Source organism: Streptomyces sp. BBFR51, from assembly GCF_044591655.1.
Taxonomy (GTDB): Bacteria; Actinomycetota; Actinomycetes; order Streptomycetales; family Streptomycetaceae; genus Streptomyces.
This window is the reverse complement of sequence record NZ_CP172448.1, coordinates 1,205,258-1,220,788: the sequence shown is the minus strand read 5'-3', so window position 1 is coordinate 1,220,788 and position 15,531 is coordinate 1,205,258. Positions and strand designations below refer to the sequence as shown.

4 protein-coding genes (1 of these 4 running past the window's edge) are annotated in these 15,531 nt (G+C 73.4%); all 4 read left to right on the top strand.

The features are described 5' to 3' along the window. Tightly spaced (each overlapping or abutting the next), the 4 genes in view from ACGH7X_RS05520 to ACGH7X_RS05505 form a layout consistent with a single transcriptional unit that may run on beyond the window. Nucleotides 1-13,060: the 3' portion of an SDR family NAD(P)-dependent oxidoreductase gene (locus tag ACGH7X_RS05520; RefSeq protein ID WP_399882189.1), read on the top strand. Its footprint begins 8,585 nt before the window's first position; only the last 13,060 of its 21,645 coding nucleotides appear in the window; the start codon falls outside the window, past its left edge; its stop codon occupies nucleotides 13,058-13,060. After that, nucleotides 13,060-14,049, top strand: coding sequence for an LnmK family bifunctional acyltransferase/decarboxylase (locus ACGH7X_RS05515; protein WP_399882187.1), 990 nt, complete (start codon nucleotides 13,060-13,062; stop codon nucleotides 14,047-14,049). The genes ACGH7X_RS05520 and ACGH7X_RS05515 overlap by 1 nt, the downstream gene beginning before the upstream one ends. After that, on the top strand, nucleotides 14,033-14,296 hold the full coding sequence (locus ACGH7X_RS05510; RefSeq protein ID WP_399882185.1) for an acyl carrier protein: 264 nt from the start codon (nucleotides 14,033-14,035) through the stop codon (nucleotides 14,294-14,296). The genes ACGH7X_RS05515 and ACGH7X_RS05510 overlap by 17 nt, the downstream gene beginning before the upstream one ends. After that, on the top strand, nucleotides 14,293-15,531 hold the full coding sequence (locus ACGH7X_RS05505; RefSeq protein ID WP_399882183.1) for a hydroxymethylglutaryl-CoA synthase family protein: 1,239 nt from the start codon (nucleotides 14,293-14,295) through the stop codon (nucleotides 15,529-15,531). The genes ACGH7X_RS05510 and ACGH7X_RS05505 overlap by 4 nt, the downstream gene beginning before the upstream one ends.

Genomic DNA, 15,531 nt, shown 5'->3' with positions numbered 1-15,531 from the left:
CGCGTACGGGCCGTCGTTCCGCCGCCTGGAGCAGGTACGGGTCGGCGACGGTGAGACGCTGGGCACGCTGCGTCCCGCCGACGGGCTCGCTGGGTGGCAGCGGACGGCAGCGGTGCTGGACGCCGGGCTGCAGGTGCTCGCCCCGCTGCTGGACGCGAACGGGCCGCAGGCGCTGCTGCCGTTCGCCGTGGACCGGGTCACGGTGCTGCGCTCGCCCGAACTGGCGCGGTACTCGTACGCCCGGCGCGTCGGCAAGGACCGGTTCACCGTGTCGCTGACCGACGGATCCGGCGTGCTGTGCGCCAGGTTCGACGGTGTCACACTGCGTGCGGTGCCCCGCCGGGCGGCGGCCGCCGCCGAGGTGCCCGAGGGTCCGGGTATCTTCCGGCCGGCCTGGGAGGACGCGGGCCCCGCCCCGCAGGAGGCCGCGGGCGCCGGCACCGTACTGATCTGCCACCCCGAGACCGCCGGCGCGCTCGCCGCCGCGCTGATGCGGCGGCATGCGGACTCCGTCGTGCGGATGGTGGGCTACGACGACACCGACGCGGTGACCGAGGTCCCCGACCGCGTCTACTTCCTCACCGACCCGGCGCCCGCCCACCGGCCCGAGGAGGACCGGAGCGTGCCGGCCATGCTCGGGCTGGTCCAGCGGCTGCTGGCCCTCGGCGCGGCACACACCGGGCTCGCCGTGCGCGCCGTCCTGTCCGGCGCAGTCGCGGTGACCGGCGACGAGCCGCTCCAGCCGCACGCGGCCGGACTGCTCGGCCTGTGTGCCACCGCGGCCGCCGAGTACCCGCGCTGGACGGTCGGCTGCGTCGACATCGGGACCGCACCGGCGGCCCCCGATCAGCGGGCCGCGCTGCTGACCCGCGAACCGGCCGCCGACCGGCTGATCGCGCTGCGCGACGGGCAGCGCCTGCGGCGCACCCTGGTGGCGGCCCGGCCGGCCGGCGGTGAACCGGCCTGGCGTGACGGCGGTGCCTACGTGATCCTCGGCGGGGCGGGCGGCCTCGGCCGCACCCTCGGCCGCCACCTGGCCCGCACCCACCGGGCCCGGCTGGCGCTGATCGGCCGCCGCGCCCAGGACCCGGCGATCGACGCGGCACTCGCGGAGATCGCCGAACTCGGCGGCGAGGCTGTCTACTTGCAGGCCGACGCCGCCGACCCGGCGCAGCTCGAGAGGGCGGTGGCCGGCGCCCGCGCCCGCTTCGGCACCCTGAACGGCGCCGTGCACGCCGCCCTCGACCTGCGTGACCGCACGCTGCTGCACGCCGACCCGCGGACCTTCGCCGAGGTGCTGGCGCCCAAGGTGGCCGGCACCGCCGCGTTCGCCGAGACGCTGCGGGAGGACCCGCTCGACCTGCTGGCGGTGTTCTCCTCCGCGGTCTCCTTCACCGACTCGGCGGGTCAGGCCGCGTACGCCGCCGCCAGCACCTTCCAGGACGCCTACGCGCAGTGGCTGGACTCCCGGGTCCGGTACCCCGTGCAGGTGCTCAACTGGGGTTTCTGGGGGAGTGTCGGGGTGGTCGCCGACGAGCGCTACGGCGAGCGGCTGGCCGGCTTCGGCGTCGGCTCGATCGAGCCCGCCGAAGGACTCGCCGCACTCGACCGGGTGCTGGCCGCCGGCCTGCCCCAGGCCGTGGTGGTCAAGGCCGACACGGGCGGACTGGCCCGGCTCGGCGTTCGCGCCGAGGCCGACGACCCGCTGACCCGGGCCCGGGCCGGCTTCGCCGCTCTCGAGGTGGTGGCCGCCGACCTGCTCCGCGCCGAGTTCGCCGCGCTGCCCGAACTGCCGGTGCTGGACCAGCCGCTGGCGTTCGACGACTTCGCCGACCGGCTCGGCGCCGATGGGCGCAACCGCTCGGTGCTCACCGCGGTGCTGCGCGTGCTGGAACGGGCCGGCGCCGCCGGCCTGGACAGCGACGGGACGCTGACCTTCCGGCGCGCCCTGCTCGACCCGGCGCGGCAGCCGGTCGCCGAGTTCACCGCCGCCCATCCCGCCATGGAGCCGCACCTGAAGCTGCTCCGGGTCTGCGTGGCCGGCATCCCCGGCATCCTGTCCGGCCGGGTCGCCGCCACCGAGGTGCTGTTCCCGAAGGGCTCGCCCTCCCTGGTCGAACCGGTCTATGCCGACGGGCCGGGCGCCGAGCACTTCCACCGGCTGATGGCCACCGAGGTGGTCGGTTCCGCGCAGCGGCTCACCGGTGGCCGGCGGCCGCTGCGGATCGTCGAGATCGGTGCCGGGACCGGTTCCGCCACCCGCCACGTGCTGGCCGCCTGCGCCACCGCCGGTCTGCCGACCGCGTACCGCTACACCGACATCTCGCCCGCGTTCCTGCGTCACGGCGAGTCCAACCACCGTGGCGACGGGACGCGTTACCAGCTGTTGGACATCGAGCGCGACCCGGCGGCCCAGGGTTTCGAGCCCGGCTGCGCCGACATCGTGCTGGCCACCAACGTGCTGCACGCCACCCGGGACCTCGGCCGCACCCTGGCCCATGTCCACACCCTGCTGCGGCCCGGTGGCGTGCTCGCGGTGAACGAGGTGACCCGGTCCTCCGCCTTCGTCGCCCTCACCTTCGGCCTCACCGAGGGCTGGTGGCGATTCGAGGACCCGCAGCGCCGCCTTCCGGACTCCGCGCTGCTCGGCCCCGCCCAGTGGCGGGCCGCCCTCGCCGATGCGGGATTCCGGGTGACAGGGGTGCGCGGGATCCCCGGCACCCCCGAGGACGAACTGGAGCAGTGCCTGGTGACGAGCGAACGGGAGTTGAACGTGACAGCCGAGCTGACACCGGCGCTGACAGCGGCGCAGGTCCGCGACTACGTACGGCAGGTCTTCGCCGAGGTGCTGAAGTTCCGGGCCGCGGAACTCGACGACCACGCGACCTTCGAGACCTACGGGATCGACTCACTGGTCGGCCAGAACATCGTCTACCGGATGGAGCAGGACCTCGGGGCCCTGCCCGCCACCCTGCTGTTCGAGCAGCTGACCATCGACCAGCTCGCTCAGCACCTGCGCACCGACCGGGCGGAGCAGCTGACCGCGCTGCTCGGCCCCGCCGCCCCGCCTGCCGAGGCCGCACCACCGGCCGAAACCGTGCCGCTCGTGCCCCCGGCGCCGGTCGCCCCGGCGGCCCAGGCCGTGCAGGCGCCGCCCGCGCCCGCCGCGGAGCCGGCCGGCCCCCGGCCGGCGGCGCACCGCGAGGCCGCCGACATCGCCGTGATCGCGATCAGCGGACGCTACCCGGGCGCGCCGGACGTCGAGACCTTCTGGCGCAATCTGGAGGAGGGCCGGGACGCCATCACCGAGGTCCCCGCGGACCGCTGGGACTGGCGGCCCACCTTCGACGCCAAGCGCGGCCGCAGTGACCGCAGTTACAGCCGGTGGGGCGGATTCCTCGACGGCATCGACACCTTCGACCCGGCCTTCTTCAACATCCTGCCGCGCGACGCCGCCGACATCGACCCCCAGGAACGGCTGTTCCTGGAGACGTGCTGGGACCTGCTCGACCGCGCCGGCTACCTCGGCAGCTCCACCCACGAGACGATGACCGGGGTCTTCGCCGGCATCATGTACGGCTCGTACGGGCGGCTGGCCGCCACCGGCTGGGCGCACGGCAAGCTGTCCGGCGCGCACTCCGCGTACTGGTCGGTGGCCAACCGGGTCTCCTACCACTTCGACTTCCAGGGCCCCAGCTTCGCCGTCGACTCCGCCTGTTCCTCCTCGCTGACGGCGGTCCACCTCGCCGTCGAGAGCCTGCGCCGCGGCGAGTGCCGGATGGCCCTGGCGGGCGGCGTCAACCTGATCCTGCACCCCGCGCACCACGTGTCGCTGTCCGCGCTCAACATGCTGGCGGGGGACGGCGCCTGCAAGGTCTTCGACGAACGCGCCGACGGCTTCGTACCCGGCGAGGGCGTCGGCGCGGTGCTGCTCAAGCCGCTCGCCGACGCCGAGCTCGACGGCGACGAGATCCTCGCGGTGATCAAGGCAAGCACCGTCAACGCCGGTGGCAGGACCGGCGGTTACACGGTCCCCAACCCGCAGGCGCAGGCGGCGCTGATCGCCGAGGCGGTACGCCGCTCCGGCGTCGACCCGCGCACCATCGGCAGCCTGGAGGCGCACGGCACCGGCACCGCGCTCGGAGACCCGATCGAGATCGCCAGTCTCACCCGGGCCTTCAGGGAACTGGGCGTGGCCCCACAGGAGTTCCGCTGCGCCGTCTCCTCCGTCAAGGCCGCCATCGGCCACCTGGAGGGCGCGGCCGGCATCGCGGGGCTCACCCGGGCCGTGCTCCAGCTCCAGCACGGCAGGATCACCCGCTGCGTCAACCTGGACAACGTCAACCCGAAGATCCCCTTCGACGGCTCGCCGTTCTACCCGCCGCGCGAGACGGCCGACTGGGCCGCGCCCGCCGACGGCTCCCCGCGCCGGGCCGGCGTCAGCGCCTTCGGCGCGGGCGGCGCGAACGCCCACGTGGTCCTGGAGGAGTACCGCCCCCGTACCGCCCCCGCCCAGCCCCAACCGGAGAGCGGCGAGCAGCTGTTCCTGCTGTCCGCGCGCACCCGGGGGCAGCTGGTCCGCTACGCCGGGCGGGTCGCCGAACTGCTCGCCACTCCCGAGGGCGCCGCACTCTCCCTCGCCGCCCTGGCCCGCACCAGCCAGATCGGGCGCCGCGAGATGACCGAGCGGCTCGCCGTGCTGGCCACCGACACCGCCCAACTCGCCGCCCGGCTCGACGACTTCATGCGCGGCGAGGTGAGCCCCGGGGTGATCGCTGGCAGCGTCGGCGGCGACTTCGGCGGCTGGTCGCTGCTCGACGACGAGGACGGGACCGCGCTTCTCGCCGCCTTCCTGGCCAAGCGCCGCCTCTCCAAGCTGGCCCGGCTCTGGACGGCCGGCGTACGCGTCGACTGGCAGGTGTGCTGGCCCGCGCCGTACCCCCGCCGGGTCCAGCTGCCGCCCTACCCGTTCGAGCGCAGCCGCCACTGGCTGCCCGACTACTCCGCGGAGCCGCTCCCCGCGACCGCGGCGCCCGCCGCACCGGCCACGTCCGCCACCGCCTGCCGCTATCTGCGCCCGGTCTGGGAACCCGCGCCGCTCGCCCCCGCCGCCGCCCCGCTTCCGCCGAGTGTGCTGATCGTCGCGCTCGACGAGGGACTGGGTGCCGAACTGGCCCGCCGGCTGGAGGGACGCGGCAGCCGCGCCGTCCTGGCCCGCCCCGGCCCGGTCTTCGCCGCCACCGGCGAGGACCGCTACACGGTGGCCACCGGTGACCGCGAGGACCTGCGGCGCCTCACCGCCCACCTCGCCGGGGCCGGCGCGCTGCCGAACGCGGTCGTGGTCGCCGCCGGCGCCGACGGAGCCGACCTCGACACGGGCTTCCTCCCGTTGCTGTGGTCCTGTACGGCCCTGCTGGCCGGTGCCCCCGGGGGCACCGCGCTGCGCGCCGTCTACGCACACCGCGGCTCACCGCAGGACGCCCAGCCCGAGCACACCGCCGTGGCCGCCGCACTGCGCAGCCTCGCCATGGAGCACGGCGCCTTCACCGGCAGTTGCGTCGCGGTCGGCTCGGACCAGGACACCGCCGGGCGGATCCTCGCCGAACTCGCCGCGCCCGCCACGGACGAGCCGGTGGTCCAGTCCGGCTACCAGGACGGCGCCCGACTGCTGCGCCGACTCGCCGAGTTCACCCCGGCCACCAGCGGCGAGGCCGCCGACCTCGCGCTCCGCCCCGGAGGCACCTACCTGATCACCGGCGGCGCCGGCGCCCTCGGCGTCCGGGTCGCCGAGTTCATGGCCGTCCACGGCCGCCCGCTCAACCTGGTCCTGGTCACCCGCAACGGGCCCGACCGCGCCGCCCGCAACCGCCTCGACGAACTCGCCGGCAACGGCTTCACCGTGCACTGGGAGCGCGCCGACGTCACCGACCCCGAACAGGCCCGCCTGGTGGTCGAGGAGACCATCGACCTCTATGGAGCACTGCACGGCATCATCCACGCCGCCGGGGTCGTGCGCGACGGCCGCGCCGTGGGCAAGGACCGCGCCGATGTCATGGCCGTGCTCGCCCCGAAGCTCGCCGTCGCCAACCTCGACACGGCGATCGGCGAGCGGCCACTGGACTTCTTCGCCGTCTTCTCCTCGCTGGCCGGCGAGGTCGGCAACCTCGGCCAGGTCGACTACGCCTACGCCAACGCCTACCTGAACGGCTTCGCCGAGACCCGCGAGCGCCTCCGCGCGCGGGGCCTGCGGAGCGGACGTACCGTCGCCATCGCGTGGCCGCTGTGGAAGGACGGCGGTATGCGGGTCGACGAGGCCACCCTCCGGCTGTACGCCCAGCGCTGGAACATGCTCCCGATGACGACCGAGACCGGTCTGCGGGTGTTCTGCCAGGCACTGGCCGGAGAGGAGCCGGTGGTGGTCGCCGTCGAGGGCGCCGCCACCGCGGAGCCCGAGGCCGTGCCTGTGCCCGAGGCCGTTCCTGCGCCCGCGTCCGCCTCGGCTGCCGCCGCCTCCGTCTCCGTCTCCGCCCAGGTGGCCGCGCCACCGCCGGCACCCGTTCGTACGGCGGTCGACCCCGACCTCGCGGTGCGGGCCGAACTGCGCCGGATCGCGGCCGGCTTCCTGCTGGTCGACGAGCACGAGGTCGACATGGACGGTGAGCTGCTGGACTCGGGCTTCGACTCGATCTCACTCACCCAGCTCTCGGTCGAGGTCAACGAGACTTACGGGCTCGACCTGCTGCCCACGGTCCTGTTCGAGTGCCCGACCCTCGACGACTTCGCCCGCTACCTGGTGACCCACCACGCGGACGAGATGTCCCGGACGGCCGCCCGGAGCGTGCCTCCCGTAGCCGAGCCGACGCCGGCGCCGGCGCCGGTCGCGCCCGTGGCGGTGGCGGCGCCCGAGCCGCGCGAACCGGCCGCCGCCGTCGTCGAACCGGCGCCGAGGCCCGCGCCGAAGTCTGCGCCAAAACCCGAACCGGAACAGCCGTACGGCCCGACGCCCATCGCGGTCGTCGGCGTCGCCGGCCGGCTGCCCGGCTCGGCCGACCTCGACGACTTCTGGCGGCACCTCGCCGCCGGAGACCACCTCGTCGGCCCGGTCCCCGCCGACCGCACCGACCTGCGGCAGGATCCGGAGACCCGGGAGGTGCGCGGCGGGTTCCTGGAGAACATCGCCGACTTCGACGCCGCCTTCTTCGGGATCTCGGCCACCGAGGCGGGCCTGATGGACCCGCAGCAGCGGCTCTTCCTGGAGGCGGTGTGGCGGGCCGTGGAGAACGCGGGCTACCCGCCGTCCGCGCTGGCGGGCAGCGCCACCGGCCTGTTCGCGGGGGTCTCCACCACCGACTACGACGACCTGATGCGCACCAACGGCGTCGCGGTCCAGGCGCACACCGCCACCGGTCTGTCGCATGCGGTGCTCGCCAACCGGATCTCCCGGACGCTCGACCTGCGCGGCCCCAGCGAGGCGGTGGACACCGCGTGTTCGAGCGCGCTGGTCGCCATCCACCGGGCGGTCCGGGCGATCCTGGACGGCGACTGCGACCTCGCGATCGCCGGCGGGGTCAACGCGACGCTCAGCCCCGGTCTGTTCACCGCGTTCACCAAGTCCGGGATGCTCAGCCCCGACGGCCGGTGCAAGACCTTCGATGCCGCCGCCGACGGCTACGTGCGAGGCGAGGGCGCGGGTGCCGTAGTACTCAAGCGGCTCGACCGGGCCCAGGCCGACGGCGACCACATCCACGGCGTGATCCGGGCCACCGCCGTCAACCACGGCGGCCGCTCCACCTCGCTCACCGCCCCCAACCCCGAGGCCCAGGCGCAGGTCCTGGTCCAGGCGTACCACCGGGCCGCCCTGTCGCCCGACACCGTCAGCTACATCGAGGCCCACGGCACCGGCACCTCGCTCGGCGACCCGGTGGAGACCGAGGGCCTCAAGCGCGCCTTCGCCCAGTTGTACGCCGAAGCCGGCCTGCCGCCCGCCGGGCGCCCGCACATCGCGCTCGGCGCGGTGAAGACCAACATCGGTCACCTGGAGGCCGCGTCCGGCATCGCCGGCGTGCTGAAGACGCTGCTCAGTCTGAAGCACCGTCAGCTGCCCGCGACCCTGCACGTCACGGAACTCAATCCGTACCTGCGCCTGGACGGCACCCCCTTCTACGTCAACGACAGTGCCGCGCCCTGGGAGGGCGTCGTCGACGGCGCCGGCCGGACCGTCCGCAGGGCGGGCGTCAGCTCGTTCGGGTTCGGCGGCTCCAACGCCCACGTGGTGCTGGAGGAGTACAGCGACGAGACCCCGGGACCCGCCGAACTCCCACCCGCCGCACGGCTCTTCCCGCTCTCCGCGCCGACCTCCGCTGCTCTGCGGGAGTACGCGGCGACACTCGCCGGGTACCTGGAGGCCAACCCCGGCATCGACGCCGCCCGTGTCGCCTGGACCCTGCAGACCGGACGCGACTCCCACGCGGAACGCATGGTGATCACCTCAGCCGACCGGGACCGGCTGCTGGTCCAGCTTGTCGCCCTCTCCACGGGCGAGCCGACCGACAGCCCCTCCGACCCCGCCGCCCGCGAGTGGCTCGACACCGGCCGTACCGCATGGGTGTCCCACTGGCCGGCCGCGCGCCCGCGACGCGCTCCGCTGCCCGGCTTCCCCCTCAAGCCCGTACGCCACTGGTTCACCCCCCGCACCGCCAAGCCCGCGACGCCTGCCACGCCCGCCCCGGCGGTCCAGGCGGCCCCGGTGGCCCCTGCGACCGTCGAGCCCGCGGCACACACCGCTCCCCTCCCGACACCCGAGACCACCCAGGCCCGGACCCGGGGCGGCCTGATCAAGCTGGTCGCGACCGCGCCCCCGACGGCAACCGCCGCCGCCGCGTCCGGTGTGCGTCAGGCCCCGGTTCCTGCCCCGGTCCCGACCCCGACCCTGACCCCGGTCCCCGTCCCGACCCCGGTCGCCCTCCCGGAGCCGGTCGTCGTCCAGGTGTCGGCGGAGGTCCGGGAGGAGATCGCCGGCCTGATCCACTCGTGGCTGGCGGAGATCCTCGGCCTTGACCCGGCGACGATCCTGAGGACCAGCTCGTTCGTCGACCTGGGCCTGGACTCGATCTTCCGGATGGAACTGGTCCGCGGCCTCAACGAGCGCTACGGCCTGGACCTCAAGGCGTCCGAGCTCTACGACTACGACGACGTCGACCAACTGGCCGCCGCCGTCGTGGTAGCCATGGAAAAGTCACCCGCGCCCGAGCGACAGCCGGTACCGGCAGAGGCCCTGACACCGGCCCCGGCCCCGGCCCCCGCGCCCGAGCCCGCCCTCCTCTCCCTCCCGGTCGCCGCTCCCGCTTCTGTCCCCGTCCCCACTCCCGTTCCCGCCGCCGCCACAGTCCCGGCTCCCGCCCCCGTCGTCGAGCCGCCGGCCGAGGCCGCGCCTGACCCGCAGGACATGCTCGTCGACCTCATCTCGATGATCTCGGGCCGCACCCTCACCCCGGGTGTCGCGTTCGCCGACGACGGCCTGACGTCCTTCGACATGCTGCGCACGGTGAGCGTGCTGGAAAAGCGCTTCGGAGCCCAGCGCAAGACCCTGATGTTCGACTACCCGACGGTGACCGCCCTGACCGAGCACCTGCTCGCCGAGTACGGCCCTGCGACGGCCGGCGGCCTGCGTGAGGTGCTGGCGTCGGCGGCGGCCGGCCCGGAGCAGCCCGCGGCTCCGGTGGAGACCGCGGCGCGGTCGGAGCAGCCGGCGGGTGGCTGGACGGTGCTGCGCAAGCGGCAGCTGCCACAGCGTCCGGACCTGGCAGCCTTGGTGGCCGAGGTCGACGCGCGGTGGGCGAAGGAAGGCGGCCTGGCGGGGCGCGACATCGCACCGCTGATGTTCCTGGGCGCCGAGCGGCAGGGGTACTTCAACTTCTCGCGTAAGGGCGGGGTGCTGTTCGCCTGGAGCTACGTGGGCTCACGCGAGTACTTCCCGCAGCTGATCGAGCAGTACGTCGCCTACGCCGACCGGCACGGCCTGCAGCCCAACTTCCTCTCGGTGGAGCACATCGAGTCGGTGGCCGGCCAGCCGTTCACCTCGACGCCGTTCGGCGCGGTGCAGCGGCTGGACGATCTGGGCAGCTTCACCGTGGAGGGCAGCCGGATGCGCCGGCTCCGCTACATGGTGAACAAGTTCGCCGCAGCGGGGGAGTGCGCCACCGAGGAGTACGAGGTGGGCACGGATCCCGCGGTCGACCAGGAGATCGTGGCGATGATGAGCCGCTGGGGCGAGACCAAGCAGATGGTCAATCCCTACGTGGCGGTGGTCAGCGAGGAGGTCCTGCGGGGCCAACTCGCCGAGCGACACCGGATGTTCCTCACCCGGGTGAACGGTGAGCTGGCCAGCGCGATCATCGTGACGAAGATCCCGTCGGAGTCCGGCTGGTTGCTCGACCTGGAGTTCTACCCCAAGGAGGCGCCGCTGGGCGGCCTCGAGTTCGCGATCGTCCGGATCCTGGAGAAGCTGTTCGCCGAGGGCGTCGAGATCTTCAGTTTCGGCGCGAGCTTCGGCGTCAAGGCGGGCGAGTCCCCGAACTCCTCGCCCGAGGTGGAGAACGGCCTGGCCGAGCTGCGCTCGGTCGGCATCTTCGACGAGGGCAACTTCCAGTTCAAGAACAAGTTCCGCCCGACCAACTCGACGATCTACCTGTGCCAGCCGGACGACGAGCGGCGCAGCGCGGTGGCCGACGTGATCCTGATGATCGCCAGCCCCGACCTGGACACCACCGCGCCGGAGGTCATCGACGACGCCCCGGCCACGTCCCCCTCCCCGGCCAAGGCCAAGGCGCCGGTCCGGCCCGCGGCACCCCTGCCCGCCGCGCCTCGGCCCGCCGCGACCTCCGTCCCGAAGCGTCCGGTGCCCGCCGGGGCCACCGCCCCGCAGCCGGCCGGCAGCGACTCGGCGTACGGCCACAACCCGATCAGCCTGCCCGTTTCCGCGGTGCGGTTCGATCTGATCACCGATTCGTGGGCCGAGCTCGCCACCCCCGCGGTGGCCGAGCGGATGGCCCGGCTGACCGAGGCGGCGGCGAGCGTGGAGCTGGGGGCGGAGGGCCTGCCACCGGTGCCGTGGCTGGACGTCGAGTGCGTGGTGCCGACCGCGTCGGGGCGGACCGCGGAGGCGCTGCTGTGCCGTTCGTGGCCGGGGATCCGGCAGGCGGTCCTGCACAACGGCCTGTTCCCGACCCTCCTGATGAGCCTCGCCGACAACGGGTTCGAGCCGGTCGCGCTGTCCGACTGCCGGCCCGTCACCAGGACCGGCCCCTTCCGGGACGTCGACCTGGCGGCCCTGCAGCGGGCCCTCGGGGAACGGCCGGGCGGGGTGTCGATGATCTGCCTGGAACTCAGTGACAACTCCCAGGGCGGATACCCGATCTCGCTGGCGAACCTGCGCGAGGTGCGCCGGATCGCGGCGGCGGCCGGGATCCCGGTGGTGCTCGACGCCACCCGGGCGCTGGAGAACGCGGCGTCCGTGGTGGAGCACGAGGAGGGCCAGCAGGGCCGGGGCATCTGGCAGGTGGCGTCGGATCTGCTGGCCACCGCCGACGCGGTGACGATGGGCCTGTCCAAGGACTTCGGCATCGACTTCGGCGGTCTGGTCGCCACCTCCCGCCCGGGCCTGGTGGAGCAGCTGAGGGAGCACATATCGACCCGCGGACACCAGGTCAACCTGGCGGGCCGGCGGCAGATCGCCGCCGCCCTCGCGGACTCCGGCGGCGTCGCCGAACAGGTGGGCCGGCGCCGGGCCGCGGTGAAGATGCTGTGGGGCCTGCTGTCACGGGCGGGCCTGCCCGTGATCGGCCCGGCGGCCGGGCACTGCGTGCTGCTGGACACCGCCGAGATGAAGCAGTTCGCGGACTTCGAACATCCGGTGCCGTCCTGCCTGGACTGGATCTTCGAGAACACCGGCGTCCGGGGCGGCCCGCACCTGGCCGCGGGTGCGGGCGCGACGCCGCTGATCCGGCTGGCGGTGCCGGTCGGCACCGAGACCTCGGACATCCGGGAGATCGGCAAGCGGCTGGTCCAGCTGTACCGCTCCGGCCCCGCGCCGGTCGAGCTGATCCAGGTCGACCCGACCGCGGCCCCCGCGGCGGCGGTGTTCCACACCGCGGCGGTGGTGCCGGAGGACATCAAGGCGGCGTTGCGGGAGGACGTCCGGGCGAAGGACGACAACCTGGGCGTACTGACCGACTTCGGCGCGCCGGTGGAGCACCGGATCGTCAGCGTCCCGCAGGGCGGCGAGGTGGAGGCCTTCGTCGCGGGTGACGGGCCGACGCTGCTGTTCATCCACCCGTTCAACATCGGGGCGGGGGTCTTCCGCCACCAGTTCGCCGACCTCTGCGACCGCTACAAGGTGGTGGTGCTGCACGCCCCGGGCGTCGGCCGCACCAACGCCTCCGCCGACCTGACCCTGCACGGTCTGGCCGAGGTGCACCGGGCGGCGCTGCGCGAACTCGGTGCGACCGGGCCCGTGCACCTGGCCGGCGCCTCGTTCGGCGGTCTGACCGCTCAGACCTACGCGCTGGAGCACCCGGACGAGGTGGCGTCGCTGACCCTGATCTGCAGCTCCTACAAGTGCGCCAACCGGATCGGCGAGGTCAACCGCCTGGACGTGGTGCTCCAGGAGGACTTCGACAGGATCGCCGCCGACGGCGCCTGTGCCCCTGACGAACAGCGGCGCCGGCAGCTGGAGTCGGTGCTGCTGCGCTCCGAGAGCATGGACCCGCAGACCGGACTGCGCTACCTGGACGTGTTCGCCACCGAGCCGGACATGCTGTCCCGGCTGCCGCAGATCGCGGTGCCGACGCTCGTCGTCCAGGGCCGCTTCGACACGGTGATCCCGCAGAAGACCGCGCACCTGCTGCGGGGCACGATCACCGACGCCCGCTACGCGGAGATCGACGAGGCCGGCCACTTCCCGGCGCTCACTCAGCCGGAGATCTTCAACTCCGTTCTCACCGAGTTCCTCTCCGAGCACGACACCCCGCAGGACGCCGACCACGATGGAGGGCCGCAGTGATGCTCAGGGCCGAGAACACGCTGTTGCGGCCGGAGGTCTGGCGCGCCCCCGACGGCTCGGTCGGCCGGCTGGTCGTCGTCAAGCCCGGGATGTGCGGGCACAACTCGCTCTTCGTCGGCCAGGTCGGCGACTGGACCTGGGAGACCGTCAGTGAGGTCTGCGGCACCGACGCCTTCAACGCGGTCGACGACATGGGCCGTCCCACCTACCTGTCCTTCTACTACTTCCGGGTCCGCTCCGGCGGGGATCTCCACCCGGGCGCGCTGACCTTCGGCGACCGGATCGAGACCACCTCCCGCGTGTTCGGCTTCGGCAGTGAGTCGGTGCTGACCCTGCACCGCGTCCGCCGGGTGCCTCCCGGCTCCGAGACCAAGCCCGAACAGGGCCTGGACCCGGACGAGTTCTTCGCCGCCCGGCAGCCCGACTGCCTGTACGTGCAGAACTTCAACCGCTGGGTGACGCGCAGCCAGGCCGGCAGCAACGAGGGTCTGCTCAGCTCCGCGCCGGCCGACTTCCGCCACGCCCACCTGCCGCAGCTGCCCGCCGAGTACTCGCCGCGGGTCGCGTACGGGGTGGCCAGGTCCCAACAGACCTTCCACGACCTGGAGGACCCGGAGTGGGAGGAGCTGGTGGCCGCCGACGAGGTCGAGTACCCGATCGACATCACCCGCGACATCAACGGCGTCGGACTCCTCTACTTCGCCTCGTACTTCTCCATCATCGACGGCGCCCTGCTCAAAATGTGGCGGAACCAGGGCCGCGCCAACCGTAGATTCCTCGACCGGGCGGTGCTGGATCACCAGCTCTGCTACCTCGGCAACGCCGACGCCGACTCGGTGCTGCGGATCCGCCTGCGCTCCTGGCGGCGCCGCGACGACCCGGCCGAGGAACGCTGGAACGCGGTGGTCGAGGACGCCGCGAGCAGCCGCTGCCTGGCGGTCTGCACCCTGCACGTACGACTGGAGGGCTCGAATGCCGCAGCGCAGTGACACCGACCGCGCCGAGGTGGCCCGCCTGGTGCACGAGACGGTCGCGGCCATCCTGCCCCAGGTGCCCGCCGGGCAGATCACCGGCGACAAACACCTCAAGGACCTCGGCGCGGACTCGGTCGACCGGGTGGAGATCGTCATGGCGCTGATCGACGCGCTCGGAGTCCGTGAGCCGATGGCCCGCTTCAGCACCGTGCCCGACATCGACGCCCTGATCGACTTCCTGGTGGAGGTGAAGCAGCGATGACCGCGCGGATCGGCATCGAGGCGCTGAACGTCCACGCCGGCTTCGCCCAGCTGTCCACCGCCGAGCTGTTCGACGGCCGCGGCCTGGACCGGGAGCGGATCGGCCACCTGATGATGCAGGCCCGCTCGGTCGCCCTGCCGTGCGAGGACCCGATCACCAACGCCGTCAACGCGGCCGCCCCGATCGTCAACCGGCTCGCCCCGCAGGACAAGGAGCGGATCGAACTGATCCTCACCTCCAGCGAGTCGGGCGTCGACTACAGCAAGTCGATCGCCTCCTACGTCCACGAGTACCTGGGCCTGAGCCGCAAGTGCCGGGTGATGGAGGTCAAGCAGGCCTGCTACGCCGCCACCGGCGGCCTGCAGATCGCCGCCGGCTACCTGGCCTCCGGGATCTCCGCGGGCGCCAAGGCGCTGGTGATCGCCACCGACGTGTCCATGGTCGACGCAAGGGCCGGCTACGCGGAACCCGCCACCGGCACCGGCGCCTCGGCCATGCTGCTCGGCGACGACCCACGGGTCCTCGCCCTCGACCTCGGCGCGTTCGGCGCGCACAGCTACGAGACCATGGACTCGGCGCGGCCGATGCCGGACTACGACATCGCCGACGTCGACGGTTCGCTCTTCGCCTACCTGGACTGCCTGTCCCACAGCTTCACCGACTACCGCGGCAAGGTCGCCGACGTCGACCTGCGGACCACTTTCGACCAACTCGCCCTGCACACCCCGTTCGCCGGCCTGGTCAGGGCCGCCCACCGCAAACTCATGCGGGAACAGGCCCGGGCCACCCCCGATGTCATCGAGGCGGACTTCGCCGCCCGGGTGACGCCCTCGCTGGTCTACCCCGGCCAGGTGGGCAACCTCTGCTCCGGCTCCGTCTACCTGGCCCTGGCCAGTCTCATCGACAACGCCCCGTACCGGGGCACCGCCCGGGTGGGCCTGTTCTCGTACGGCTCGGGCTGCGCCTCGGAGTTCTTCAGCGGACTCGTCGACGAGGGCTCCCGCGCCGCGCTCGCCGAGCTGGACATCGCGGGCCGGCTGGACGCCCGGATCCCGCTGAGCTTCGCCGAGTACGCCGAGTTGCTCACCGAGAACAGCCGCTGCCTGGTCCCGGTCGAGAACCGCAAGATCGAGGTCGAGAGCTACCGGCGCTTCCTCGACGCCCGCCCCGGCCGGGAGCCGGTGCTGGCGTACCGCGGCACCGAGGGCTACCACCGCACCTACGAGTGGGTCTAG